This window comes from Micromonospora sp. NBRC 110037 (assembly GCF_001652995.1).
Lineage (GTDB): Bacteria > Actinomycetota > Actinomycetes > Mycobacteriales > Micromonosporaceae > Micromonospora > Micromonospora chalcea.
In genome coordinates this window covers 458,836-484,484 of record NZ_BBVA01000003.1, presented here as the reverse complement: position 1 = coordinate 484,484, position 25,649 = coordinate 458,836, and the positions used below count along the sequence as shown (strand labels likewise).

Annotated in this window: 23 protein-coding genes; 15 read left to right on the top strand and 8 right to left on the bottom strand. The window is 73.3% G+C overall.

The window, feature by feature from the left end:
• The first annotated feature begins 99 nt into the window (after positions 1-99).
• Positions 100-1,986, top strand: coding sequence for a hypothetical protein (locus A4R25_RS12260; RefSeq protein ID WP_064446777.1), 1,887 nt, complete (start codon positions 100-102; stop codon positions 1,984-1,986).
• 10 nt (positions 1,987-1,996) lie between these two features.
• Here A4R25_RS12260 and A4R25_RS12255 read toward each other — a convergent pair whose 3' ends face one another.
• Together A4R25_RS12255 and A4R25_RS12250 are read right to left on the bottom strand one after the other, a co-directional pair.
• Positions 1,997-3,166, bottom strand: coding sequence for an NADH-quinone oxidoreductase subunit D (locus tag A4R25_RS12255; protein WP_197494895.1), 1,170 nt, complete (start codon positions 3,164-3,166; stop codon positions 1,997-1,999).
• Entirely contained in the window at positions 3,163-4,230 is a 1,068-nt protein-coding gene (locus A4R25_RS12250; RefSeq protein WP_064446860.1) for an SAM-dependent methyltransferase, read from the bottom strand. The genes A4R25_RS12255 and A4R25_RS12250 overlap by 4 nt, the downstream gene beginning before the upstream one ends.
• Before the next feature lie 192 nt (positions 4,231-4,422).
• Between A4R25_RS12250 and A4R25_RS12245 the strand changes: the two genes are divergently transcribed.
• The 7 genes from A4R25_RS12245 (at position 4,423) to A4R25_RS12215 (ending at position 11,129) form a co-directional block, all read left to right on the top strand.
• Positions 4,423-5,352, top strand: coding sequence for a Rossmann-like and DUF2520 domain-containing protein (locus A4R25_RS12245; RefSeq protein ID WP_064446775.1), 930 nt, complete (start codon positions 4,423-4,425; stop codon positions 5,350-5,352).
• Complete coding sequence (gene panC / locus A4R25_RS12240) at positions 5,352-6,194, top strand: pantoate--beta-alanine ligase (RefSeq protein ID WP_043327909.1); 843 nt, start codon at positions 5,352-5,354, stop codon at positions 6,192-6,194. Before A4R25_RS12245 ends, panC begins: the two co-directional genes overlap by 1 nt.
• A gap of 29 nt (positions 6,195-6,223) precedes the next feature.
• The gene (gene panD, locus A4R25_RS12235; protein WP_064446774.1) at positions 6,224-6,652 is read left to right on the top strand and encodes an aspartate 1-decarboxylase; all 429 of its coding nucleotides are present in this window, start codon (positions 6,224-6,226) and stop codon (positions 6,650-6,652) included.
• 169 nt (positions 6,653-6,821) lie between these two features.
• Positions 6,822-7,715 (top strand): septum formation family protein, encoded by an 894-nt coding sequence (locus A4R25_RS12230; protein WP_064446773.1) that lies wholly within the window; start codon positions 6,822-6,824, stop codon positions 7,713-7,715.
• 61 nt (positions 7,716-7,776) lie between these two features.
• Positions 7,777-9,468 carry an L-aspartate oxidase gene (locus A4R25_RS12225; protein ID WP_043327912.1) on the top strand — a complete coding sequence of 564 codons (1,692 nt, stop codon included), beginning with the start codon at positions 7,777-7,779 and terminating at the stop codon, positions 9,466-9,468.
• The gene (gene nadC / locus A4R25_RS12220; protein WP_064446772.1) at positions 9,465-10,361 is read left to right on the top strand and encodes a carboxylating nicotinate-nucleotide diphosphorylase; all 897 of its coding nucleotides are present in this window, start codon (positions 9,465-9,467) and stop codon (positions 10,359-10,361) included. Before A4R25_RS12225 ends, nadC begins: the two co-directional genes overlap by 4 nt.
• Positions 10,362-10,370: 9 nt before the next feature.
• Positions 10,371-11,129, top strand: coding sequence for a type III pantothenate kinase (locus tag A4R25_RS12215; RefSeq protein ID WP_030504826.1), 759 nt, complete (start codon positions 10,371-10,373; stop codon positions 11,127-11,129).
• 52 nt (positions 11,130-11,181) lie between these two features.
• On the opposite strand, the gene A4R25_RS12210 is transcribed toward A4R25_RS12215, so the two are convergent.
• On the bottom strand, positions 11,182-11,934 hold the full coding sequence (locus A4R25_RS12210) for a class I SAM-dependent methyltransferase (RefSeq protein WP_064446771.1): 753 nt from the start codon (positions 11,932-11,934) through the stop codon (positions 11,182-11,184).
• A 93-nt stretch (positions 11,935-12,027) separates the two neighbouring features.
• Here A4R25_RS12210 and lysS point away from each other — a divergent pair, with 93 nt between their 5' ends.
• The 3 genes from lysS to A4R25_RS12195 all read left to right on the top strand — a co-directional run bounded on the left by lysS (position 12,028) and on the right by A4R25_RS12195 (position 17,043).
• Positions 12,028-13,536 carry a lysine--tRNA ligase gene (lysS, locus tag A4R25_RS12205; protein ID WP_043327915.1) on the top strand — a complete coding sequence of 503 codons (1,509 nt, stop codon included), beginning with the start codon at positions 12,028-12,030 and terminating at the stop codon, positions 13,534-13,536.
• Between the two features lie 122 nt (positions 13,537-13,658).
• Entirely contained in the window at positions 13,659-14,009 is a 351-nt protein-coding gene (locus tag A4R25_RS12200) for an Lsr2 family protein (protein ID WP_166457523.1), read from the top strand.
• A 496-nt stretch (positions 14,010-14,505) separates the two neighbouring features.
• Positions 14,506-17,043, top strand: a complete 2,538-nt coding sequence (locus tag A4R25_RS12195) for an ATP-dependent Clp protease ATP-binding subunit (protein ID WP_064446770.1) — start codon at positions 14,506-14,508, stop codon at positions 17,041-17,043.
• A gap of 240 nt (positions 17,044-17,283) precedes the next feature.
• On the opposite strand, the gene A4R25_RS12190 is transcribed toward A4R25_RS12195, so the two are convergent.
• Entirely contained in the window at positions 17,284-18,183 is a 900-nt protein-coding gene (locus A4R25_RS12190) for an A/G-specific adenine glycosylase (RefSeq protein WP_064446859.1), read from the bottom strand.
• Between the two features lie 96 nt (positions 18,184-18,279).
• On the opposite strand from A4R25_RS12190, the gene A4R25_RS12185 reads away from it, so the two are divergent.
• The 3 genes from A4R25_RS12185 to A4R25_RS12175 all read left to right on the top strand — a co-directional run bounded on the left by A4R25_RS12185 (position 18,280) and on the right by A4R25_RS12175 (position 20,210).
• Positions 18,280-18,792, top strand: a complete 513-nt coding sequence (locus A4R25_RS12185; protein WP_013288949.1) for a glycine cleavage system protein R — start codon at positions 18,280-18,282, stop codon at positions 18,790-18,792.
• Positions 18,789-19,352, top strand: coding sequence for a peptide deformylase (locus A4R25_RS12180; RefSeq protein WP_043327917.1), 564 nt, complete (start codon positions 18,789-18,791; stop codon positions 19,350-19,352). The genes A4R25_RS12185 and A4R25_RS12180 overlap by 4 nt, the downstream gene beginning before the upstream one ends.
• 105 nt (positions 19,353-19,457) lie before the next feature.
• Positions 19,458-20,210: a hypothetical protein gene (locus A4R25_RS12175; protein ID WP_064446769.1), complete on the top strand. Its 753-nt coding sequence runs from the start codon at positions 19,458-19,460 to the stop codon at positions 20,208-20,210.
• Between the two features lie 8 nt (positions 20,211-20,218).
• On the opposite strand, the gene disA is transcribed toward A4R25_RS12175, so the two are convergent.
• The 4 genes from disA to A4R25_RS12155 all read right to left on the bottom strand — a co-directional run bounded on the left by disA (position 20,219) and on the right by A4R25_RS12155 (position 24,811).
• Complete coding sequence (gene disA / locus A4R25_RS12170) at positions 20,219-21,409, bottom strand: DNA integrity scanning diadenylate cyclase DisA (RefSeq protein WP_030502855.1); 1,191 nt, start codon at positions 21,407-21,409, stop codon at positions 20,219-20,221.
• Between the two features lie 129 nt (positions 21,410-21,538).
• Positions 21,539-22,984 (bottom strand): DNA repair protein RadA, encoded by a 1,446-nt coding sequence (radA, locus tag A4R25_RS12165; protein ID WP_064446858.1) that lies wholly within the window; start codon positions 22,982-22,984, stop codon positions 21,539-21,541.
• A 104-nt stretch (positions 22,985-23,088) separates the two neighbouring features.
• Positions 23,089-23,838 carry a hypothetical protein gene (locus A4R25_RS12160; RefSeq protein WP_043330867.1) on the bottom strand — a complete coding sequence of 250 codons (750 nt, stop codon included), beginning with the start codon at positions 23,836-23,838 and terminating at the stop codon, positions 23,089-23,091.
• A gap of 142 nt (positions 23,839-23,980) precedes the next feature.
• Positions 23,981-24,811 carry a UbiA family prenyltransferase gene (locus A4R25_RS12155; RefSeq protein ID WP_064446768.1) on the bottom strand — a complete coding sequence of 277 codons (831 nt, stop codon included), beginning with the start codon at positions 24,809-24,811 and terminating at the stop codon, positions 23,981-23,983.
• Between the two features lie 45 nt (positions 24,812-24,856).
• On the opposite strand from A4R25_RS12155, the gene A4R25_RS12150 reads away from it, so the two are divergent.
• The gene (locus A4R25_RS12150; protein ID WP_064446767.1) at positions 24,857-25,612 is read left to right on the top strand and encodes a methyltransferase domain-containing protein; all 756 of its coding nucleotides are present in this window, start codon (positions 24,857-24,859) and stop codon (positions 25,610-25,612) included.
• Positions 25,613-25,649: the final 37 nt, after the last annotated feature.

Sequence of the window (25,649 nt, the reverse complement as noted above, 5' to 3'; positions counted from 1 at the left end):
CGGCCGCGCACCCCGGGCGGTTGCCTGCTCAGCAGGCCCGCACATCGAGTCACGCCGACCCGTTCCCCTCAGGTGGAACTCTCGGTACTGTGCTCAGCCATGCCCGCCTCGGTCGCTCCTGCCGACAAGCGCAACCCCACCCCGCTGACAGTCCTGTTCTGGGCCGGTGTGGGGCTGGCGCCGCTGGCCGCGCTCATCCTGCTGATCGCCGACGGCAACGGCTCGCTCCGGTTCGGCGCGGTCCTGGCGATCCTCGCCGTCGTGCTGATCGGCCTGTCCATCGCGCTGCGGCCGGAGGGCGGTTCGGGCGGCGCGGCGTCCGAGGAGTTGCGCGAGGAGCTGGAGCAGCTCCGGCGGGAGCTGCGGGCCGAGATAGTGGCCGCCGCTCAACGCGGCAACCAGGCGCTGGACCAGGCACGCCGGGCGGAGGAGGCGGCCGGGGCGGTGCGGCATCGGCTCGATGCGGCCGCCGCGGGACTGGCCTCCGCGCCCGCCCAGGATCGCCCGAGCGGCGCGGCCCGGGTGCCGGCCGCCGGGGCGTACGAGGCGGATCGGGGTCACCCGGCCGGTCGCGACGAGGACGAACCGGCTCGTCCGGCGTACTCCGGTGGCCGCTACGGCGGCGAGCCCGACGGCGAACCGCCGCGGGCGGGCCGCCACGACGCCGAGCCGGCGCGGGCGGCGGTGCGCCCGCCGGACCGGCCCGGGAGCGGCGTGTACGGGTCGGCGCGCGTGTCCGAACCGGCCGCCCGGCCGGAGTCCCGCCCGGTGGGCGTGGTCCACCACACCGAGACCGTGCACGTCACCACCCGGCACACCATCGTCGGCGGTGGCACCGAGCCGACCGGCTCCCGGTACGGCGGATTCCCCGGCGGTTGGTCGGACGAGGACCGCTCCCGGGGCGGCGACCCGGCCGATCACCGGGGCGCGGGGCAGCGTGAGCGGGGCCGCGAGGACCGGGCCGACGCGGGATGGACCGGCACGGACGACAGCGGCTGGGGTGCTCCGGCGGGTGGCGAGCGCTCCGGGTACGGCCGCCGGGTCGGGAGTGCGCGGGACGACGGCTTCGGGCCGGGTGACGGGCACTCGCCTGCCGACGCCGGACGCGCGGGCGCCGAGCATCCGTGGGCGGGCGTCGGCGGGGAGCAGGGCTGGTCCGTGGGTGGCCGTTGGTCGGACGACCAGGGCCGGGCTGCGGCCCAGGAGCAGCGACAGTGGTCGGGCGACGACCGGGCCGGCTGGGCGCCGGGCGGCGCGGCCGACGTTCCGGCCTGGTCACCGGCCGCGCGGCACAGCGAACCCGCCGCGCGGCACAGCGAACCGGCCGTCCGGCACAGCGAACCGGGCGCGTCCGGGGCCCTGGACGCGCGGGAAGGCCGGGACCGGGCGGACGGCGATCACTGGTCCGAGCTGCGTGCGAGTAACCGCTGGGCGGCGGTCCGCGACGACGACGCGGGCCGGGAGATCCGCCTCGGGGAGCGACGGGCCGCGATGCACGCCGACAGCGCCGGCACGGAGTACCGGATCGAGGACCGATGGGCGTCGGTGCGCGGCGGCAGGGCGGACGCGGGTGGGCCGGGTGACGGCCACCCGGCGTTGCCGGCTGGCGGGGTGCCGGTGCCGGACGAGTGGCGGCCGCCGACCCAGCGCAGCGGCCAGCCGGAGTGGCGCCAGCCGCCCCCGGAGTGGCGTCAGCCCGAAGCCGAGCGCCGCGAGCCCGAGCCCGCGCCGCAGTGGCGTCAGCCGGAACCGCAGTGGCGTCCGCCGGAGCCGGAGTGGCGTCCGGCCGATTCGCAGCGCCGCGAGCCCGAGCCGGACTGGCGTCAACCCGAACCGGAGTGGCGCCAGGGCGAGTCGCAGTGGCGTCCGGCCGAGCCGGAGTGGCGTCAGCCGGAACCGCAGTGGCGTCAGCCGGAACCGGAATGGCGAGGCTCGGAGCGCGGCGCCCACGGCCAGCAGCGGGACACCGCCGACCGCTGGCGCTGAGCGCCCACGATCACTTGTCGACGTCGCCGACCACGAAGAACATCGAGCCGAGGATGGCGATCAGGTCGGGCACCAGGCAGCCGGGCAGCAGCGACGACAGCGCCTGCACGTTCGCGTACGAGGCGGTGCGCAGCTTCATCCGCCACGGCGTCTTCTCGCCCCGGGACACCAGGTAGTAGCCGTTGATGCCGAGCGGGTTCTCGGTCCAGGCGTACGTGTGCCCCTCCGGCGCCTTCAGCACCTTCGGCAGCCGCGTGTTCACCGGCCCGCTGATCCGGTCCACCCGGTCCAGGCACTGCTCGGCGAGGTCGAGCGAGACGTACACCTGGTCGAGCAGCACCTCGAAGCGGGCGTGACAGTCCCCGGCGGTCTTCGTCACCACGGGCACGTCGAGCTGGTCGTAGGCCAGGTAGGGCTCGTCGCGACGCAGGTCGAGGTCGAGCCCGGAGGCGCGGGCGACCGGCCCGGACGCGCCGAACGCGGCGGCGTCGGCGGCGGAGAGCACGCCGACCCCGACGGTACGGGCCAGGAAGATGTCGTTGCGCCGGATCAGGTTGTCCAGGTCGGGCATCCGGCGGCGTACCTCGGCGATGGCGGCGCGGGCGCGTCCGGTCCAGCCGGACGGCACCTCCTCCTTCAGGCCGCCGACCCGGTTGAACATGTAGTGGATCCGGCCGCCGGAGACCTCCTCCATCACGGCCTGGATGGTCTCCCGTTCCCGGAACGCGTAGAACATCGGCGTGATCGCGCCGATCTCCAGCGGGTACGAGCCGAGGAACATCAGGTGGTTGAGCACCCGGTTCAGCTCGGCCAGTGCCATCCGCAGCCAGGTGGCGCGTTCCGGCACCTCCATGCCCATCAGCCGCTCGACCGCGAGCACCACGCCCAGCTCGTTGGAGAACGCCGACAGCCAGTCGTGCCGGTTCGCCAGCACGATGATCTGCCGGTAGTCGCGTACCTCGAAGAGCTTCTCCGCTCCCCGGTGCATGTAGCCGACGATCGGTTCGGCGGCGACCACCCGCTCGCCGTCGAGCACCAGCTTCAGCCGCAGCACGCCGTGCGTCGAGGGGTGCTGCGGCCCGATGTTGAGCACCATGTCGGTGCCGAGCTGCTCACCGCCCGCGCCGGTGCCGACTGTGAGCTCGCGGAGGTCGGCGGCGTCCGTGGTCATGCCCGTCATCGTGCCACGACCGCGTCGAGCGCGACGCCGACCGGCTGCCGCAGCCACAGGTGCCCGCCGAGCCCGGCCGGGTCGGTCAGCTCGGCCGCCGCCGACGCCGCGGCGAGCGCCCGCAGGTAGCCGGCCGGGTCGCGGGAGGCCAGGCTCAGCGGCGGTCGCCCGCCGTCGGCCCCGAGCGCCCGCAACGCCTCCCGCTGAGAGACCAGGGAGTACGCGCACCGCGCGACCCGCTCACCGGCGGAGGCGACCGAGTCCATGGCGACGTGCGCCGTCACGTCGCACGACCCGTTTGGAACCGGCGGCACCTGCCGCCCAGCCCGATACCCGGTCAACGTCCCGTCCAGGGGACGCGAGTCCTGCAGATGCCCGTAGTCCACCGCAAGCGCCAGCCCCCGCGCCACCTTTCCGACGGCCCCCGCCCAGGCCAGATCCCGCCCCACCCCGATCTCCGCCCGCCCACCGCTGCTGCCGCCCCCACCAACGGCGTTGATCAAGGAGTTTGTGTCCTGATCCGAGCTCTCCACGTCCGCAAACTCCTTGATCAACGGGGCGTTGCGCGGGAGGGCCGGGGGCCACCAGTGGGTCAGCCAGGTGGTTTCGGTGGCGGACGGGGGCGGGCCCAGCGTCTCCTCGCCGGTTCTCGGGTTCACCAGGAGGAGGCGCCAGCCTGCCTGGGTGTGGACCGCCACGTCCACCGGGACGTTGTCCAGCCATTCGGTGGCCAGGAGCAGGCCGGTGATTCCGTCGGGGATGTCGGTTCGCCAGTCGATCTCCGGAGGCAGGTCCGGCGGGCGGGTGGCTCGTTCCACTGCCACCGGGTGGATCCGGGCGGACAGCTCGGGTGCGGCCCGGGCCAGCAGGGCCCGGAGCAGTTCGCCCCGGCCCGCGCCCACGTCCACCACGTCCAGCCGGTCCGGGTGGCCCAGCGCCGCGTCCACCGCTTCGAGTTGCCGCAGCAGGCAGGCGGCGAAGACGGGTGAGGCGTGCACGCTCGTGCGGAAGTGCGCGGCTGGGCCGGCGCCGGAGACGAAGAACCCGTCCGGCCCGTACAACGCCTGCTCCATCGCGTCGCGCCAGCGCAGCGGGGTGGTCACCCGCCGACCCTACGGGACGTACCCGAAAGTGCGGTTTGCCCGCCACCGCAGCGGCCTCTTCGGGCGGCCGGTGAAGGTTTTCACACCTTCTTGTTTCCGGTCTGTCACCCGGGCGCATACTTGCCATCGACCGGTACCCCCTTCGAGGACTGGATCGCCGCCATGAGCGCACCGCTGCGCCACCGGGCCACCGCTGCCCCGCTCGTCTTCCCGCGTACCCTCGCCGTCGGCGTGCTGGGCGCCGGCCGGGTCGGCGCCACGCTGGGCGCGGCTCTCGCCGCCGCCGACCACCGCGTGGTCGCCGCGTCCGGCGCCTCGGGCGCGACAGGGGCCCGGCTGGCGCTGCTGCTGCCCGAGACCCCGCACCGCTCCGCGTCCGAGGTGGCGCGTGCCGCCACCGACCTGCTGATCGTCGCCGTCCCCGACGACGCGCTCGCGGGCGTGATCGCCGACCTGGCCGCGAGCGGCGCGCTGCGCCCCGGCCAGGTGGTGGCGCACACGTCCGGCGCGCACGGGCTGGCCGTGCTGGCCCCGGCCGCCGAGGCCGGCGCCCGGCCGCTCGCGCTGCACCCGGCGATGACCTTCACCGGTACGCCGGACGACCTGTCCCGCCTGCCCGGCATCTCGTACGGCGTGACCGCCCCGGCCGAGCTGCGCGCGTTCGCGGCCCGGCTGGTGGCCGACCTGGGCGGTGTGCCGGAGTGGGTCGGCGAGACCGACCGGCCGCTCTACCACGCGGCGCTCGCGCACGGCGCGAACCACCTGGTGACGCTGGTCAACGAGGCGTCGGACCGGCTGCGTGACGCCGGCGTGGAGCGGCCGGAGAAGGTGCTCGCCCCGCTGCTGCGGGCCGCGCTGGAGAACGCGCTGCGGTTGGGCGACGACGCGCTGACCGGCCCGGTGTCGCGGGGCGACGCGGGCACCGTACGCCGGCATCTGGACCGGCTGGCGCGGACCGCGCCGGAATCCGTACCCGCGTATCTGGCGTTGGCACGACGGACGGCGGACCGCGCCGTCGCGGTCGGCCGCCTGCGCCCGGCGGACGCGGCCGCCCTACGGGACGTGCTGGACGGAATCGAGGTGGCGGCCTGATGGCCGAGGTGCTGCACACGCGCAAGGAGCTGGCGGCCGCCCGCGAGGCGATGACCGGCACGGTCGGCGTGGTGATGACCATGGGCGCGCTGCACGCCGGGCACGAGATGCTGCTGCGGGCCGCCCGCGAGCGGGCCGACCACGTCATCGTGACGATCTTCGTGAACCCGCTGCAGTTCGGCCCGAACGAGGACTTCGACCGTTACCCGCGCACGCTCGACACGGACCTGGAGATCTGCCGCCGGGTGGGGGTGGACGCGGTGTTCGCGCCGCCGGTGGCCGAGATGTACCCGGAGGGGCAGCCGACGGTACGGCTGAACCCGGGGCCGCTCGGCGAGGACCTGGAGGGTCTGAGCCGTCCCGGCTTCTTCCACGGCGTGCTCACGGTGGTCATGAAGCTGCTCCAGCTCACGCAGCCCGACCTGGCCTTCTTCGGCGAGAAGGACTACCAGCAGCTCACCCTGGTGCGCCGGATGGTCCGCGACCTCGACGTGCCGACCGAGATCGTCGGCGTGCCGACCGTACGGGAACCGGACGGCCTGGCCCTGTCCAGCCGCAACCGTTACCTGTCGGCGGCGGAGCGGGAGGCGGCGCTGAGCCTGTCCGTAGCGCTGCGGGCCGGGGCGGCGGCGGCCGAGCGGGGCGAGGACGCGGGCGCGGTGCTCGCGGCCGCCCACCGGGCCTTCGACAACCCGGCCGCCCGCCTCGACTACCTGGTGCTCACCGACACCGAGCTGGAGCCCGGCCCGGTCACCGGCCCGGCCCGGCTGCTGATCGCGGCCTGGGTCGGCGCCACCCGCCTGATCGACAACACGGCGATCCACCTCGCGCCGCGTCCCTGACCCCACCACGAATGCGGAAAGGCACCCCGATGTTCCGGACCATGCTCAAGTCGAAGATCCATCGCGCCACCGTGACCCAGGCCGACCTGCACTACGTCGGCTCGGTGACTGTGGACGAGGATCTGCTCGACGCGGCGGACCTGCTCCCCGGCGAGCAGGTGGCGATCGTGGACATCACGAACGGCGCGCGGCTGGAGACGTACGTGATCCCGGGGCGGCGGGGCAGCGGCGTGATCGGCATCAACGGCGCCGCCGCGCACCTGGTGCACCCCGGTGACCTGGTCATCCTCATCTCGTACGGTCAGATGGACGACGCCGAGGCCCGCACGTATCGCCCGAAGGTGGTCCACGTAGACGCCGACAACAGGGTCGTGGACCTGACCGCCGACCCGGCCACGGCCGCCCCCGGCACCGCAGGCGCCCCCGTCCCCAACCCCCTCGCCGCCTCTCCCCGTTGATCTTGCAGTCGCGGCCCCTCCGCCACCCCTTTCAGGCGGTTTGTCGAGGCGGTTAGCGCAAGATCGACGGGGCGGAAGGGCGGGAACGCGGTCTGTCACCGGAAGGTCATTTTCGGCTACCCTGGGCGGACCGTCGGGGATCGACGGTCGTCGGCTGGGGGAGGCCGCGATGCGCCGTGCGATGAGCTTCCTGGTCGCCGCGATGGTCGCGAGCGCCGCTCTGACCGGCTGCGCCGGCACCGGCGGCCTGGACGGCGACCTCGCCGACGACTGGCCTGCGATGGCCGCACCCGGGCCGTTCACCCCGGCCGCAGAGGTCTGCCAGGTCGCCGACTTCATCCCGAGCGTCGGCCTGTCCGCGTACGCGCCGGTCGGCTGCGAACTGCCGCACCGGGTGGAGACCGTGCACGTCGGGGCGTTCACCGCCGACCGGCCCGCCCCGCCGGCGCTCGCCTCACCGGAGATGCGTACCGCGTTCGCCGACTGCGACAAACGGGCCAGCGGGTACGTGGGTGACGACTGGCGCGCCGGACGCCTCCGGCTGGCGGTGGCGGTGCCGACCGCCCTCGGCTGGACGGCCGGCTCCCGCTGGTACCGGTGCGACCTGACCGAGCTGACCACGGTCGAGGCGGCGGCCACCGTGGTCACCCGTACCGGCAGCCTGCGCGACGCGCTCAAGCCGCCCTCCCCGCTGCGGCTGGGCTGCCAGCGCACCACCCGGGAGGCGGGCCGGGTGCAGCGGCTCACCCCGGTCGACTGCGCTGTCGCGCACGACGCCGAGTTCGTCGGCGTGTGGGCCGCGCCGGACCGCCCGTACCCGAAGAAGCCGGAGGACTGGGTTCCCCTCTACGACGGCTGCTTCGCCGTGATCGCCCGCTACGCCGGGGTGCCCGCCGACGCGTTCCTGCGTTACCGCAGCGACGTGGTGGTCCGCCCGCCCGCCGCCGGTCGCTGGGCGGTCGGCGACCGGGGCGTGCGCTGCTACCTGTGGCTCAGCGACCGTACGGTGACCACCTCGCTCAAGGGCGCCGGACCGGCTGCCCTGCCGCGCCGGACGAGGTAGCCGAGGGCACTCGTCACGCCCCCCGCGCCCGAGCCGAGTTCGCTTCGGGTTGACTGTGCTCATGGACCTACCCACCGTCGACCTGCCGACGCTGCCCCGGCTGCTCGCCGCGCCCGCCCCCGGGTGGGTGGAGACGACAGACGTGATCGTGGTCGGCTCCGGCGTGGCCGGGCTGACCGCCGCGCTGCACCTGCGCGAGGCGGGTCTGCACGTCACTGTGGTCACCAAGGTCGACATGGACGAGGGTTCGACGCGCTGGGCGCAGGGCGGCATCGCCGCCGTACTGGACCCGGCGGACACGCCGGACGCGCACGCGTACGACACCGAGGTGGCCGGCGTCGGCCTCTGCGACCCGGCGGCGGTCCGCGCGCTCGTGGCCGAGGGCCCGACCCGGCTGCGCGAGCTGATGCGGATCGGGGCGGAGTTCGACCGCAACGCGGACGGGTCGCTGATGCTGACCCGGGAGGGCGGCCACCGCGCCGACCGGATCGTGCACGCCGGCGGTGACGCCACCGGCGCGGAGGTGCAGCGGGCGCTGCACGACGCGGTACGCCGCGACCCGTGGATCCGGCTGGTCGAGCACGCGCTGGTGCTGGACCTGCTGCGCGCCCCCGGCGACGGGCCGGGCGGGCTCGGTCCGGCCTGCGGGATCACGCTGCACGTGCTCGGCGAGGGCAGCGAGGACGGCGTCGGCGCGATCCTCGGCCGCGCGGTCGTGCTGGCCACCGGCGGGATGGGGCAGATCTTCGCCGCCACCACCAACCCGGCGGTGTCCACCGGCGACGGGGTGGCACTGGCGCTGCGCGCCGGCGCGGCCGTCACCGACGTGGAGTTCGTGCAGTTCCACCCGACCGCGCTGATCGTGCCGCCCGGCGGGCCGGGCGCGGGGCTGGCCCAGCAGCCGCTGGTCTCCGAGGCGCTGCGCGGCGAGGGCGCGCACCTGGTCGACGGCGACGGCAAGCGGTTCATGGTGGGCCAGCACGAACTGGCCGAGCTGGCGCCCCGGGACGTGGTCGCCAAGGGCATCCACCGGGTGCTGCTCGCGTCCGGCGCGGACCACGTGTTCCTGGACGCCCGGCACCTCGGCGGTGACTTCCTGGCCCGGCGGTTCCCCACCATCGTCGCGTCGTGCCTGGCCATCGGCGTGGACCCGGCGACCGACCTGATCCCGGTCGCGCCGGCCGCCCACTACGCCTCCGGCGGCGTCCGGACCGACCTGCGCGGCCGTACCTCAATCCCCGGCCTGTACGCCTGCGGCGAGGTCGCCTGCACCGGCGTGCACGGCGCGAACCGGCTGGCCAGCAACTCGCTGCTGGAAGGGCTGGTCTTCTCCCGCCGGATCGCCGAGGACATCGCCGCCGGGCTGCCCGAGCAGGCCCGCCCGGCGGAGACCGGCGCCTGGATCGGCGGCCCGGGCGCGCTGGTGCCGGCGTCCGGCACGGCGGAACTGCAACGGGCGATGACGCGGGGCGCGGGCGTGCTCCGGTCGGCGCGGACGCTGGAGGCCACCGCCGCCGCGCTCACCGGGCTGGGCGCGGGGCGGGGCGTGCCGCGTACCGCCGACTGGGAGGCGACGAACCTGCTCACCGTGGCGTCGACGCTGGTCGCGGCCGCGTACGCCCGGCAGGAGACGCGGGGCTGTCACTGGCGGGAGGACTTCCCGACGGCCGACGAGCGGTGGCTGGGCCACCTGGTGGCCGAGGTGGGTACGGACGGCCGGGTGGCCGAGCGCTGGGAGGAGAAGCACTCATGAGGGAGTCGACGGAGCAGGCGCTGCGCGACGGTGGCCTGGACCCGGAGCGGGTCCGGCGGATCATCCTGGACACGCTGCACGAGGACCTCGGGCCCGACTTCCTCGACGTGACGAGCGTGGCCACCATCCCGGACGAGCAGCAGGACACGGCCGATCTGGTGGCGCGCGCCGACGGCGTGGTGGCCGGGCTGCCGGTGGCCGCCGCCGTGTTCGAGCTGGTCGCCGACGTGACCGGCGCCGGGCGTACGGTCGAGGTGTCGGTGGTGGCCCACGACGGGCAGCGGGTGGCGCGCGGCGACGTGCTGGCCACTGTGACCGGCCCGACCCGGCTGCTGCTGACCGCCGAGCGGACGGCGCTGAACCTGCTGTCCCGCATGTCCGGCGTGGCGACGCACACCCGGGCCTGGGCCGACGAGCTGGCCGGTACGAAGGCGACGGTGCTGGACACCCGCAAGACCACGCCGGGCCTGCGGGCGCTGGAGAAGTACGCGGTCCGGGCCGGCGGCGGCACCAACAAGCGGATGGGCCTGTACGACGTCGCCATGATCAAGGACAACCACAAGGTCGCCGCGGGCGGGATCAGCGCCGCGTTCCGCCGGGTCCGGGAGGCGTTCCCCGACGTCCCGGTGCAGGTCGAGGTGGACACGCCGGCCGAGGCGGTGGAGGCGGTCGAGGCGGGCGCGAAGTTCCTGCTGCTGGACAACATGACCCCGGCACAGCTGCGCGAGGTGGTGGCGTCGGTGGGCGACCGGGCGGAGCTGGAGGCCACCGGCGGGCTGACGCTGCCGATGGCCGCCGAGTACGGCGCGACCGGCGTCGACTTCCTCTCCGTCGGCGCGCTCACCCACTCCTCGCCGATCCTGGACATCGCCCTCGACCTGCGCGACGTCTAGGCTGCCGCTGTGCTGCTCTGCATCGACATCGGAAACACGAACACCGTGCTGGCGACCTTCGACGGCGACAAGCTGGTGCACTCGTGGCGCATCAAGACCGACGCCCGCTCCACCGCGGACGAACTGGGGCTGATGTTCCGCGGGCTGCTCGCCGGTGACGCTGTGGAGATCACCGGGGTGGCCGCCTGCTCGACAGTGCCGGCCGCGCTGCGCTCGTTGCGCACCATGCTCGACAGGTACTACGCCGACCTGCCCAGCGTGATCGTCGAGCCCGGCGTCCGCACCGGCGTCCAGCTCGCCATCGACAACCCGAAGGAGGTGGGCGCGGACCGCGTGGTGAACACGCTTGCCGCGTACACGCTCTACGGCGGGCCGTCGATCGTGGTGGACTTCGGCACCACCACCAACTTCGACGTGATCAGCAGCCGGGGTGAGTTCCTCGGCGGGGCGTTCGCGCCGGGCATCGAGATCTCCTTCGACGCGCTGGCCGCCCGCGCGGCGCAGTTGCGCAAGGTGGAGGCGACCCGCCCGCGCTCGGTGATCGGCAAGAACACGGTCGAGTGTCTCCAGGCCGGGCTCTACTTCGGCTTCGCCGGTCAGGTGGACCGCATCGTCGAGCGGATGTCCGAGGAACTGGGCGGGGTCAAGGCGGTCATCGCCACCGGCGGCCTGGCGTCGCTGGTGCTCGGCGAGTGCCACACCATCACCCACCACGAGCCGATGATCACGCTGATCGGCCTGCGGATGGTCTACGACCGCAACACCTGAGGTGCAAGGAAGGGCCCCCTGTTAACGCCTCCGGTAGAGGAGGGGCCCCTTCTTAACGCCGCCGGGCCCGGAGCACCATCGTGCGGTAGGGCAGCTCGACCGTCTCCCGGCCGGCCAGGTCGGGGTGGGTGGCGAACAGCTCCGCCAGCTCCGCGTCCACCCGTCGCCGCTCGTCCGCGTCGGCGGTCAGCCAGAACGAGCGGGTGTGCAGCATGCTCACCACCTCGTCCGGCGTCAGCGTGGTCGTGTGGGCGAACTCGCCGACCTCGACAGCGGTGAAGGCGGCGCCGAAGTCCGCGTACCGCTGCGTCACGTCGCCCGCGTTGTCCCCGAGGTGCGCGATCCGGGTCAGCTCCGCCACCCACCCGACCCGCTCGTCCCGGATGTTCCAGACCGGCGCGAACGTGCCGCTCGGGCGCAGGACGCGCGCGGCCTCGGCGTGCGCCCGCTCCCTGTCGAACCAGTGGTAGGCCTGCCCGACCAGCACCGCGTCCACCGACCCGTCCGGCAGCGGCACGGCCTCGGCGCTGCCCGCGAGCGCCGTCGTGCCCGGCGTGGCAGCGGCCAGTTGCGCCCGCATCCCCGGATCCGGTTCCACGGGTACGACCTGAGCCACCGTCCCGTCCGCGGTGAGCGCCAGCAGTCCCCGGGTGAGGATGCCGGTGCCCGCGCCGAGGTCGACCACCCGGGCGTCGTGCAGCCCGTCCAGTGCCCAGCGCAACGCGGCCCGGGGATAACGGGGACGGAACCGGTCGTACTCGGCCGCGGCGGCGCCGAACGAGAGCGCCGCAGTGGGGTCGGTCATGACGGGCAGGTTATCCCGTAACGGCCGCCAGGCCGCTTGAGTACGCTCATGTGCTGACCCCGCCGATGTTCCCAAGGCCTGAGGAAGCGTGCCGTGACCGAGCAGAACGCCCTGCCAGCAGACCCCGCCGACGACCTTCCCGAGCAGATGAAGGTCCGCCGGGAGAAGCGGGACCGGATGCTCGCCGAGGGCACCGAGCCGTACCCGGTGGGCTTCCCGCGCACCACGACGCTCGCGCAGCTGCGCGAGCGCTACGCCGACCTGCCCACCGACACCGCCACCGGCGACCGCGCCTCGGTCACCGGCCGGGTGATCTTCATTCGCAACACCGGCAAGCTCTGCTTCGCGACCCTTCGCGACGGTGACGGCACCGAACTCCAGGCGATGCTCTCGCTGGACCGGGTCGGGCCGGAGCGGCTGGCGGACTGGAAGCGCCTGGTCGACCTCGGCGACCACGTCGGCGTGACCGGCGAGGTGATCACCAGCCGGCGCGGCGAGCTGTCCGTGCTGGCCGAGGAATGGGCGGTGACCGCCAAGGCGCTGCGCCCGCTGCCGGTGGCGCACAAGCCGCTGAGCGAGGAGTCCCGGGTCCGCCAGCGCTACGTGGACCTGGTGGTCCGCCCGCAGGCCCGGCAGATGGTCCGCACCCGGGCCACCGCCGTCCGCAGCCTGCGGGACACGCTGCACGGGCAGGACTTCATCGAGGTCGAGACCCCGATGCTGCAACTGCTGCACGGTGGCGCGGCGGCCCGCCCATTCGTGACCCACAGCAATGCGCTCGACACGGATCTGTATCTGCGAATCGCGCCGGAACTGTTTCTCAAGCGCGCGGTGGTCGGTGGCGTCGACCGCGTCTTCGAGATCAACCGTAACTTCCGTAATGAGGGCATCGACTCTTCGCACTCGCCGGAGTTCGCGATGCTGGAGGCGTACCAGGCGTACGGCGACTACGACACGATGGCCGAGCTGACCCGAAATCTCGTACAGCAGGCCGCGATCGCGGTCGCCGGATCGACCGTGGTGACCCACGCCGACGGGCGTGAGTTCGATCTGGGTGGCGAGTGGCGCTCGGTGACACTGTTCGGTGTCCTTTCCGAAGCGCTCGGTGAGGAGGTCACCGTCCGCACCGAAAGGGCGCGGCTGGTCGAGTACGCGGACAAGGTCGGTCTCTCCGTCGACCCGAAGTGGGGACCGGGCAAGCTGGCCGAGGAGTTGTTCGAGGAACTCGTGGTGCCGTCGCTTCAGGCGCCCACGTTCGTCCGCGACTACCCGGAGGAGACCAGCCCGCTGACCCGGGCCCACCGCAGTGAGCCGGGCCTGGCCGAGAAGTGGGACCTGTACGTGCTGGGATTCGAGCTGGGTACCGCGTACTCGGAGCTGGTCGACCCGGTCGTGCAGCGGGATCGGCTGGTCGCCCAGGCGCAGCTCGCGGCGCGCGGCGACGACGAGGCGATGCGGCTGGACGAGGATTTTCTCCGAGCGATGGAGTATGGAATGCCGCCGTCCGGTGGCATGGGAATGGGAATCGACCGCCTGCTGATGGCGCTGACCGGGCTGGGAATTCGGGAAACGATCCTGTTCCCGTTGGTCCGGCCGGAGTAGGCGCTCCCGCAAAGCTTCTCCGGCTCGTTACCCCGTCCTATTGACGGAACAAGCGCCGGACGGGTTATTGTGCTCTTGCGAGTATTGCAGGAGCAGCACCCTGCTCGAAAGGAATGTGGGACGTGGCCAAGCAGATCATTCACAAGCTGGTCGATGACCTGGACGGCGGGGACGCTGACGAGACCGTCAAGTTCGCGCTCGACGGCGTGCAGTACGAGATCGACCTCTCCGCATCCAACGCGGAGAAATTGCGTGACGTATTCGCGCCGTACATCGCGAACGGAACGAAGGTCGGTCGCGGGGGTGTGGTCGTGGGTGGCCGGGCCGCTCGGGGCCGGGGCGGCGCGACCGCCGACCGCGAGCAGAACCGGGCCATCCGCGAGTGGGCCAAGAAGGCCGGCAAGGACATCTCCGACCGGGGCCGGATCCCGCAGGAGATCGTGGACGAGTACCACGCGAAGGCGGGGCACTGACCCCACCTTCGTCACGGGCGACGCGACGCCGGGCCGGAGTGCGACTCCGGCCCGGCGTCGCCGTTTCCGCCCCCGTTGTCACGCTCGCGGCCGGCGTCCCGCCGAGTGGCGGATGTCCGATCCGCCTGGCCGCGAGGCGGGTGGGGTGGGAAGAAATCTCCCCCCGGGGAAGTTGTCCACAGGCGGTGGAGATTCCGTCCACAGGTTGTGGACAAGCGCGGCGGGTGTGTGACGCCGCCCAGGTCTGCTCGGCCGGCCCTCTGCCGCCGGTCGAATTTCGCTCTGCGCGTACAGGCAGGGGTCCCGGAACACCTCCTGAGCGTGGACGGTTGTCTGAAACGACGTCGGAACGAGCATTCGCGGGGCCACACGACCTCAGCGGAGACGGTCCGCGGCGATAGAGTAAGGAGGCACGGACGCCCGTCCCGGACGTCCGCGCACCGGCCCCGCCGAGATCTGACCATCAAGGCGCACGGCACGTGAGGAGCACGAGGGCATGTTCGAGCGGTTCACCGACCGAGCGCGACGGGTTGTCGTCCTGGCCCAGGAAGAGGCCCGGATGCTCAACCACAACTACATCGGTACGGAACACATCCTGCTGGGCCTGATCCACGAGGGTGAGGGTGTCGCGGCGAAGGCTCTGGAGAGCCTCGGCATCTCCCTGGAGGGCGTGCGTCAGCAGGTCGAGGAGATCATCGGCCAGGGTCAGCAGGCGCCGAGCGGGCACATCCCGTTCACGCCGCGGGCGAAGAAGGTGCTGGAGCTGTCGCTGCGCGAGGCGCTGCAGCTGGGCCACAACTACATCGGCACCGAGCACATCCTGCTCGGCCTGATCCGCGAGGGCGAGGGCGTCGCCGCCCAGGTCCTGGTGAAGCTGGGCGCCGACCTGAACCGGGTCCGCCAGCAGGTCATCCAGCTGCTCTCCGGCTACCAGGGCAAGGAGCCGGCCGCCGCCGGTGCGGCGCCGGGTGAGGCCGCGCCGTCGACCAGCCTCGTGCTGGACCAGTTCGGCCGCAACCTGACCCAGGCCGCCCGGGAGGGCAAGCTCGACCCGGTCATCGGGCGCGAGAAGGAGATCGAGCGGGTCATGCAGGTGCTGTCCCGCCGCACCAAGAACAACCCGGTGCTGATCGGCGAGCCCGGCGTCGGCAAGACCGCCGTCGTCGAAGGGCTGTCGCAGAAGATCATCAAGGGTGAGGTGCCCGAGACGCTGAAGGACAAGCAGCTCTACACCCTCGACCTCGGTGCCCTGGTCGCCGGTTCCCGCTACCGCGGTGACTTCGAGGAGCGTCTGAAGAAGGTGCTCAAGGAGATCCGCACCCGCGGTGACATCATCCTGTTCATCGACGAGATCCACACGCTCGTCGGTGCGGGCGCGGCCGAGGGCGCGATCGACGCCGCCAGCATCCTCAAGCCGATGCTGGCCCGGGGTGAGCTGCAGACCATCGGCGCCACCACGCTGGATGAGTACCGCAAGCACCTGGAGAAGGACGCCGCTCTGGAGCGTCGTTTCCAGCCGATCCAGGTGGGTGAGCCGTCGCTGGCCCACACCATCGAGATTCTCAAGGGCCTGCGGGACCGCTACGAGGCCCACCACCGCGTCTCCATCACCGACGCCGCCCTGGTCGCCGCCGCGACGCTGGCCGACCGGTACATCTCCGACCGGTTCCTGCCGGACAAGGCGATCGACCTGATCGACGAGGCGGGCGCTCGGATGCGGATCCGCCGGATGACCGCGCCGCCGGACCTGCGGGACTTCGACGAGCGCATCGCCCAGGTGCGCCGCGACAAGGAGTCCGCGATCGACGCGCAGGACTTCGAGCGGGCCGCGCAGCTGCGTGACACCGAGAAGCAGCTGCTCGGGCAGAAGGCGCAGCGGGAGAAGGAGTGGAAGGCCGGTGACCTGGACGTCGTCAGCGAGGTCGACGACGAGCAGATCGCCGAGGTGCTCGGCAACTGGACCGGTATCCCGGTCTACAAGCTGACCGAGGAGGAAACCTCGCGCCTGCTGCGCATGGAAGACGAGCTGCACAAGCGCGTCATCGGCCAGGAAGACGCGGTCAAGGCGGTCTCGAAGGCGATCCGGCGTACCCGGGCCGGCCTGAAGGACCCGAAGCGCCCGTCCGGCTCGTTCATCTTCGCCGGCCCGTCCGGCGTCGGTAAGACCGAACTGTCCAAGGCGCTCGCCGAGTTCCTGTTCGGCAGCGAGGACGCCCTCATCCAGCTCGACATGTCGGAGTTCCACGACCGGTACACGGTGTCCCGCCTCGTGGGTGCCCCTCCCGGCTACGTCGGCTACGACGAGGGCGGGCAGCTGACCGAGAAGGTGCGCCGCCGGCCGTTCTCCGTGGTCCTCTTCGACGAGATCGAGAAGGCCCACCCGGACGTGTTCAACACCCTCCTGCAAATTTTGGAGGACGGGCGTCTCACCGACGGTCAGGGCCGGATCGTGGACTTCAAGAACACGGTCATCATCCTGACCACCAACCTCGGTACGCGCGACGTCGCCAAGGCGGTGTCGCTGGGCTTCCAGGCGTCGGAGGACTCCGAGTCGAACTACGACCGGATGAAGCAGAAGGTCAACGACGAACTCAAGCAGCACTTCCGGCCCGAGTTCCTCAACCGCATCGACGACACCATCGTCTTCCACCAGCTGCGCGAGACCGAGATCCTCTCCATCGTCGACATCATGATCCAGCGCATCGAAACCCAGCTCCGCAACAAGGACATGGGCCTGGAACTGACCGACAACGCCAAGAAGTACCTCGCGAAGAAGGGCTTCGACCCGGTGCTGGGCGCGCGGCCGCTGCGCCGCACGATCCAGCGCGACATCGAGGACAACCTGTCCGAACGGATCCTGTTCAACGAGCTGACCCCGGGTCAGATCGTGGTCGTGGACTGCGAGGGCGACCCGGAGAACATCGACAAGTCCAAGCTTGTCTTCCGGGGCGCGGACCGGCCGGACGCCGTGCCGGACGCGGTCCCGGCGGACCTCGGCGGCACCGCCGCCACCGGCGCGGACGACGCCGCGTAGGCAAGAACAGTTCGAGGGCGACGGCCCCGGTAGGCGAAAGCCACCGGGGCCGTCGCCTTTCCGTGCCCACCCACCACGCCCTCCTCGCCCCAGCCCCGCCGTGGTCGATCATGAGGTTGACCGCACTTGGCGCCCGATTTGTCGCCGCTAACTTCATGATCAACGGGGCGAGTCGAGGGCGAGTCGAGGACGGGGGGAGGCGGAGGCGGGGTCGGGGTGGGAGGGGTGGGGTGGGGGCGGTCAGGGGAGGGGGACGGCGGGGCCGTCGCCGGCCAGGCGGAACGACTCCTCGCCCACCGGTTCCACCAGGCCGTCCGTGACCAGGCCGGCCAGCGCTCGCGCCCGCTGCACGTCGTCGTGCCAGACCTGGTCCAGCCGCTGATGCGGCACCGGCCCGGTGGACTCCCGCAGCACGGCGAGCAGCAGCCCGCGTACCTGCCGGTCGGTGCCGGCGTAGCGCTGCGGGCGGCGCGTCGGTCCCGTGGGGGCCGCCTGGCCGGAAGCCCGCCAGGCGCAGCTCGACTCGACGGGGCAGATCGCGCAGCGCGGGGCGCGGGCGGTGCAGACGACCGCCCCGAGTTCCATGAACGCGGCGCTCGCCAGCGCGGCGGCGGCCGGCTCGATCGGCAGCAGTTCCTCGGTCGCGACCAGGTCGGCCGGGCGGGTCGTCGGACCGGCGTCGGGTTCACCGGCGATCGCCCGGCACACCACCCGCCGGACATTCGTGTCCACCACGGGGTGCCGCTGCCCGTACGCGAAAGCGGCGACCGCGCGAGCCGTGTACGTGCCGACGCCGGGCAGCGCCAGCAGATGATCGAGCCGGTCGGGTACCACGCCGCCGTGCCGCTCCACGACGGCCACCGCGCATTCGCGCAGGCGTACCGCCCGGCGGGGGTAGCCGAGCCGTCCCCACATCCGGATCGCCTCGGCCGGGGTGTCCTCGGCGAGCGCGCGCGGATCCGGCCAGCGGGCCAGCCACGCCTCCCAGGCGGGCACCACCCGGACCACCGGCGTCTGCTGGAGCATGACCTCGCTGACCAGGATCGCCCAGGCGCCGATGCCCGGCTTGCGCCAGGGCAGGTCGCGGGCGTTGCGCTCGTACCACCGGCTGACCTGGGTGGCGAATGTGGGCTCGGACATCGCGCCGCCGATCATGTCACGGCTGTCTTTCCCGCAGGTTGGGCGGGGCGGGTGGCCGGGCGCGATCGATCATGGGCGACGGGGCAGAATGTCCGAATGAACGAGCTCGCGATCACCGTCATCGGCCGGGACCGGCCGGGCATCGTGGCCGACGTCGCGGAGGTCCTCGCCCGGCTCGGCGCGAACCTCACCGACTCGACTATGACCCGGCTGCGTGGACACTTCGCGATGACCCTGATCTGCGTGGGCCCGGCCGCCGCCGACGTCGAGGCCGCGCTGGCCCCGCTCGCCGCCGACGGGCATCTGCTGGCCACCGTACGCGCGGTCACGCCGGACGGCGGCAGCGAGCCCACCGGGGAGCCGTACGTGCTGGCGGTGCACGGCGCCGACCGGATGGGCATCGTGGCGGCGATGACCCGGGTGCTCACCGACGCGGGCGGGAACGTGACCGACCTGAGCACGCGGTTGACCGGTTCGCTCTACGTGGTGGTCGCCGAGGTCGAGCTGCCGCCGGGCGTCTCCGACGAGGTGGCCGGCCGGCTCACCCGCGTCGCGGCGGAGCTGGGTGTCGGGGTAAGCCTCCGCCCGGCGGACACGGATCTGCTGTGACCGGGCCGGAGTACGCGGGCCTGGGCGGCTGGACCCCGGAGAAGCTCGGCGTCCCCGGCGAGGTACGTCCGGTGGTCACCGCCCCGGAGCCGGTGCTGAGCCAACCCGGCCCGGAGGTCGACCCGACGTCTGCCGAGGTGGTACGCCTCGCCGCCGATCTGGTGGCCACGATGCGGGTCTCGCCCGGCTGTGTGGGTCTGGCGGCGCCGCAGGTGGGGGTGAGCGCGCAGGTGTTCGCGGTGGACGTCACCGGGCACCCGAAGGCGGTCACCGTGCACGGCACGTTCGTGCTCTGCAACGCGCGGGTGGTGGAGGCGAGCCGGTGGAAGGCCGGCCGGGAGGGCTGCATGTCGGTGCCGGACCTGACCGGCGACGTGAAGCGGGCCAGCCGGCTGGTGGTCGAGGGCGTGCTGCCGGGCACCGGGGAGCCGGTCCGGCTGGTGACCGACGGTTTCGAGGCGCGCGCGCTCCAGCACGAGATCGACCACTGTGCCGGGTTGCTCTTCCTCGACCGGGTGGCCGGCGCGCACGCGATCTACCAGCGCAAGGTCTACCTCTGACGGTGGTGGCGGCTATCCGGTGTGGACGGAGGCGGCCGTACGGCGGCGGGTTCCCGGCGCGTCGGACCGGCGAGCCGTGCGCCGCGCGGCTACGGTAGGCGCATCATGCGTCTGACGGTCGGCCCCCTGCCCCCTGCCGTGTACTGGCGGCGTCGTGCCGTCGTGCTCGGAGCGGGCCTGCTCTTCCTGATTGTCCTGCTCTACTCGTGCACCGGCACGGACCGCAACACCGGCGCGCCGGGCACGGACCCGTCGCCGACCGGTTCCGCCGGGGCTGAGCCGGCCCCGTCCGGCTCGGTGCTGACCCCGCAGTCGGGCAGCCCGTCACCGACGGCCGGTGACGCGGGCGGCGGCAGCACCGGCGGCGGTACGGGCGACGGCGGCGGCAACACCGGTGGCGGCGCGAACAACGGCGGCGGCACCGGTAACGGCGGCGCGAACGGGCAGCCGGTCTCGGACGACGGCAACTGCACCGACTCGGAGCTGCTGGTGACGCCGGTCGCGGTGCCGGCCACCGCCCAGCGGGGCACTGTGGTCACGCTGCGCCTCAAGGTCAAGAACGTGTCGAACCGGACGTGCAGCCGGGACGTGGGCGCCGATCTGCAGGAGCTGTACATCAAGGCGGGCGCGGAGAAGATCTGGTCCTCGGACACGTGCGGCACCGGCAAGGGCTCGGACCCGCAGTCGTTCACGCCGAACTTCGAGCGCTCCTACGAGCTGGGCTGGAACGGCCGGGTGGACAACCGGTGCGCCAACGGGCTCGCGAACGGTGAGTTCGCGGCGATCGGCGCGTACCAGGTGTTCGCCCGCGTCGGCACCAAGATCAGCGAGCCGGTGAAGCTGACCATCACCGGCTGAGCGGTCGGTCAGACGTACCGTTCGAGGATGGATGCCTCGGCGAGCCGGGACAGGCCCTCGCGGACCCCACGGGCGCGTGCGTCGCCCACGCCCTCGACGGCCTGGAGGTCTTCCACTGTCGCGCCGAGCAGCCGCTGGAGGCTGCCGAAGTGCACCACCAGCCGGTCGACCACGGCGACCGGCAGCCGGGGCACCTTGGCGAGCAGGCGGAACCCGCGCGGGCTGACCGCCGCGTCGAGCGCGTCGGAGGCGGACGGGTAGCCGATCGCCTTGGCGACAGCCACGAGATCGATCAGCTCGGTGGCGCTGAGCAGGTCGAGTTCGACGAGCGCCTCGTCCAGGGTGCGCGACTTGCGGCCGACCGGCAGGTAGTCGCGGATGACCAGGGTGCGGTCGGCGTCCACGCCGGCCATCAGCTCGTCGAGCTGAAGGGCCAGCAGACGGCCGTCGGTGCCCAGCTCGACCACGTAACCGGCGATCTCGTCGGCGATGCGGCGGACCATCTCCAGCCGCTGCACCACAGCCACCGCGTCGCGGACGGTGACCAGATCCTCGATCTCCAGCGCGGAGAGCGTGCCGGAGACCTCGTCCAGCCGCAGCTTGTAGCGCTCCAGCGTGGCCAGCGCCTGGTTGGCGCGGGACAGGATGGCCGCCGAGTCGTCCAGCACGTGCCGCTGGCCGTTGACGTAGAGGCTGATGATCCGCATCGACTGGCTGACCGAGATGACCGGGTAGCCGGTCTGCCGGGCCACCCGCTCGGCGGTGCGGTGCCGGGTGCCGGACTCCTCGGTCGGGATCGACGGGTCGGGCATCAGGTGCACGCCGGCCTGCACGATCCGGGTGCCGTCGCTGGACAGGACGACAGCGCCGTCCATCTTGCACAGCTCCCGGACCCGGGTGGCGGAGAACTCCACGTCCATCGGGAAGCCGCCGGTGCAGATCTGCTCGACCACCTTGTCGTAGCCGAGCACGATCAGCGCGCCGGTGCGGCCGCGCAGGATCCGCTCCAGGCCGTCCCGCAGGGCGGTGCCGGGAGCCATCAGGGCGAGGTTGGCGCGCAGCGGGTCGCCACCGGCCCCGCCGCCGACGCTTCCGTTGACGCTCACGCTGATGGCACGAGCGGGGTTGCCGCTCACGGCGCCGGTACGGGCGTGCGGCGTCGCCGTTGCGGGCTTGGTGGCATCGCGGTCGATCGGCACGGGCACAGTCTACGGACTGCCGTGCGGTGGGTGCTCTCGTGGTTACTGTGATGTGTCACGATGCCCGGCTCGGGCGGCTCTTCACGGGCTGCGCCGCGTGTCCGGGAACGCCCGGCGGATCCCACCGTGTCACTCCGCCGATGCGCGGGCGGCGGCCTGGAGGGCGGCCCGCACGTCAGTGACCTCGATCACGCGCATGTTCTCCGGCCCGGCGCCGCTGCTCTCCGGCCCGCACCCGGGCGGCACGAGGGCCAGCCGGAAGCCCAGCCGGGCCGCCTCGGACAGCCGGCGGGGCACCGCGCCGACCCGACGGACCTCGCCGGTGAGCCCGACCTCGCCGATGGCCACCAGATGCGGGTTGAGCGCCAGGTTGAGCCCGCCGGAGGCGACCGCGAGCGCCACCGCCAGGTCGGCCGCCGGCTCGACCACCCGGATGCCGCCGACAGTGGCGGCGAAGACCTCCCGGTCGTGCAGCGTGAGCCGCTCGGTCCGGCGCTGGAGCACCGCGAGAACCATGGCGAGCCGGGCGCTGTCGAGGCCGGAGACGGTACGCCGGGGCGAACCGGCGACGGTGGCCCCGATCAGCGCCTGCACCTCCGTCACCAGCGCCCGGCGCCCCTCCATCGCCACCGTCACGCAGGTGCCCGGCACCGGCTCGGAGTAGCGGGTCAGGAACAGGCCGGACGGGTCGGCCAGGCTGCTGATGCCGCCCTCGTGCATCTCGAAGCAGCCCACCTCGTCGGCCGCGCCGAAGCGGTTCTTCACGCCGCGCACCATGCGCAGCGAGGAGTGCTTGTCGCCCTCGAAGTGCAGCACCACGTCGACCAGGTGTTCCAGCACCCGGGGGCCGGCCACCTGGCCGTCCTTGGTGACGTGGCCGACCAGCACGGTGGCGATGCCGCGCTCCTTGGCGACCGCGACCAGGGCGGCGGTGACCGCGCGGACCTGGGTGACGCCGCCGGGCACGCCCTCGGTGCCGGTGGTGGAGATGGTCTGCACCGAGTCGAGCACCAGCAGGCCGGGCTTGACCGCGTCGAGGTGGCCGAGCACCGCCGACAGGTCGCTCTCGGCGGCCAGGTAGAGCTGGTCGTGCAGGGTGCCCATCCGCTCGGCGCGCAGCCGCACCTGGCTGACCGACTCCTCGCCGCTGACCACCAGCGACGGGCTGCCGGCCCCGGCGGCCCACTGCTGGGCCACGTCGAGCAGCAGCGTCGACTTGCCCACGCCCGGCTCACCGGCGAGCAGCACCACCGCGCCGGGAACGAGGCCGCCGCCGAGCACCCGGTCGAGCTCGCTGACGCCGGTGGCCCGGGCGCGGGCGGGCGCGGCGCTGATGGTGGCGATCGGCCGGGCCGGCTCGGCCGGCATCCGCGAGCTGACCACCCGGCCGGAGACCAGCGGGCCGGTGATCGTGGACTCGACCACCGAGCCCCACTCGCCGCACTCGGGGCACCGGCCCACCCACTTCGGGGGCTGGTGACCGCAGGCGTCGCACTCGTAGGCCGGACGGGGCTCACGGGCGGCGCGACCGCGGCCGGCGCCGGCACGGGAGGGGGTCGATCGGGGCGTGGTCACCACAGGACGCTAACCGGCCCGTACGACGAAAGCCCACCGGAAACGGCGACACCGCCGGCGTGGCGCTGGCCACAGCGGCGGTGCCGACGGAAGGAGGACGGGGGTCAGTGGCCGCCCTCGACGCCACCGTCCTCGGCCCCGTGCTCACGCGGGTTGACGATCTTGGACGGGGTGGGCTCCGCGGTCAGCGGGATGCCGATCGGCGCCGGGGTCGTGATGACCTTGCCGTCGCCGAAGTCGAAGGTCAGGTTGACCTGCTGGCCGACGAGCAGCTTCTGGTTCAGGCCGACGAGCTGGAGGAACCGCGGGTTGTCGGCGTTGAGCTGGGCGTAGCTGAGCGCCGGGATCTCGATCCGGGCCGGCTGACCGGCGGGCGCGGACCCGGTCTCGCTCGGCGACGGGCTGGCCGACGGCGACTCGGACGTCCCCAGCGACTGGCTCGGCGACGCGCTCGGATCGCTCGCGGTCGGCGAGGCGGTGCCCGGCTCGGTGGGTGAACCGGTCGGGGTGGCGGCGCCGCTCTCGCCCGCGCCGGAACCGGTGAGCACGATCTCCCGGGCGCTGTCGGTGGTGACCGTCACGGTCACCGGCTTCTCGCTGTCGTTGTAGATCACCACGTTGACCGGCGCGTTCGACCCCGCCTCGTAGCCCTTCGGCCCCGGCGTCCGCACGTAGAGACCGCGCACCTTGTACAGGTTGTCGGAGGTCTGGACGTTGACGCCCTGTACCGACGGGATCTTGTTGGCGGTCTCGGAAATCTGCCCGGTGCCGCACCCGGACAGCAGCAGGCTCGCCGCCGCCGTGCCGGCCAGCAGCAGGGCCGGCCCCCGGGAACCCCTGATCGAGCGCGTCACGTCGGTCCTCCTCGTCACGATCCCCGCCCGGTCGACCACCGGGCACGGGGTGGCCATACCCGCGCAGACCGCGCTCCAGGGTAGTTGGAGCTGATCGAGGCCCGCACGCGGACCCGGCAATGCCACCCGGCGAGGGAGACCGTCAGACCACCCGGCCGCTCGTCACCAGCAGCAGCACATCGATGAGCGCCACCACCAGCACCGCCCGGAAGGCGCTGGCCGAGCGTCCGGCGGCGGCGCGTCCCGCGTACCAGCCGAGGGCCGGCACGGCGACGGCGGCGGCGACGGCCGACAGCCCGGCCCACGACGGCGGTCCCGGCGGGCCGAAGACCAGCGCGACGGTGGACGCCAGGAGCAGCCCGGCGGCGGCGAGCCGGCTGCCGGCGGGGCCCAGCCGGTGCGGCAGGCCGCGCACCCCGGTCCGGGCGTCGTCGGCCAGGTCGGGCAGCACGTTCGCGAAGTGCGCGCCGGCGCCCAGCAGCGCGGCGGCGGCCACCAGCCAGGCCGGCGGCGCGGGCGAGCCGGGCAGCGCCAGCACCACGAACGCGGGCAGCGCGCCGAACGAGACCGCGTAGGGCAGCACCGACACCGCCGTCGACTTCAGCGGCCGGTTGTAGAGCAGCGCGGAGACCAGGCCCAGCGTGGCGCAGGCCGCCGCGGCCGGGCCGCCGGCCAGCGCCAGCAGCGGGGTGGCGACGGCGGCGACCACGACGGCCCGGGCCAGCGCCGGCCGGCTGACCGCGCCGGTGGTCACCGGTTTGTCGGTACGCCCCACCGCGGCGTCCCGCTCGGCGTCGATCAGATCGTTGCTCCAGCCGACAGCGAGCTGGCTGGCCAGCACCGTCAGCGCCACCGCCGCGACGCCGGCCGCAGAGTGCCCGGCGCCGGCGGCGAGCAGCGCGGCGACCACGGTGACCGCCGCAGCGGGTTCCGGATGGCTCGCCTTGACCAGCCCTAACACCCGTGTCGACATAAGGGAAGTCTGGTCGTTACCGGGCAGTCGTGCCACGCTCGACGCATGCCTGACGTGCCCGGGGTGTCCACTCCGCACCGGGTGCTGCCGCCGAACGACCCCCGGCAGTACGACGATCTGGCCGACGAGTGGTGGCGGCCGGACGGCGCGTTCGCGATGCTGCACTGGCTGGCGCGGGCGCGCGCGGCGCTGGTGCCACCGGCGTCCACGCCGGACGAGCTGCTCGTCGATCTGGGCTGCGGCGCCGGGCTGCTGGCCCCGCACCTGGCCGGCAAGGGCTACCGCCACGTCGGGGTGGACCTGACCCGCTCCGCGCTGGACCAGGCCGCCGACCACGGGGTGACAGCGGTCCAGGGCGACGCGACGGCGGTGCCGCTGACCGACGCCTGCGCGGCGGTGGTCTCCGCCGGAGAGGTGCTGGAGCACGTGCCGGACTGGCGGCGCGCGGTCGCCGAGGCGTGCCGGCTGCTGCAGCCCGGCGGCCTGCTGGTGCTGGACACGCTGAACGACACGCTGCTGGCCCGGCTGGTCGCGGTGGAGCTGGGCGAACGGCTGCCCACAGTGCCGCGCGGCATCCACGACCCCCGGTTGTTCGTCGACGCCCGCGCGCTCGTCGCCGAGTGCGCCCGGCACGGCGTGTCGCTCGAGGTACGCGGGGTCCGCCCGGAGTTGGGCGGCACGCTTGCCTGGTTGCTGCGCCGCATGCGCGGCGGCGACCGTCCGGCGAGGACCGAGCCGCGCATGGTGCCGACCCGGTCGGCGGCGGTGCTGTACCAGGGCTGGGGGCGCCGGGGCGGGTAGCCGGGGCCGCCCGGGGTAAAGGGACGCCGAGAAGGGG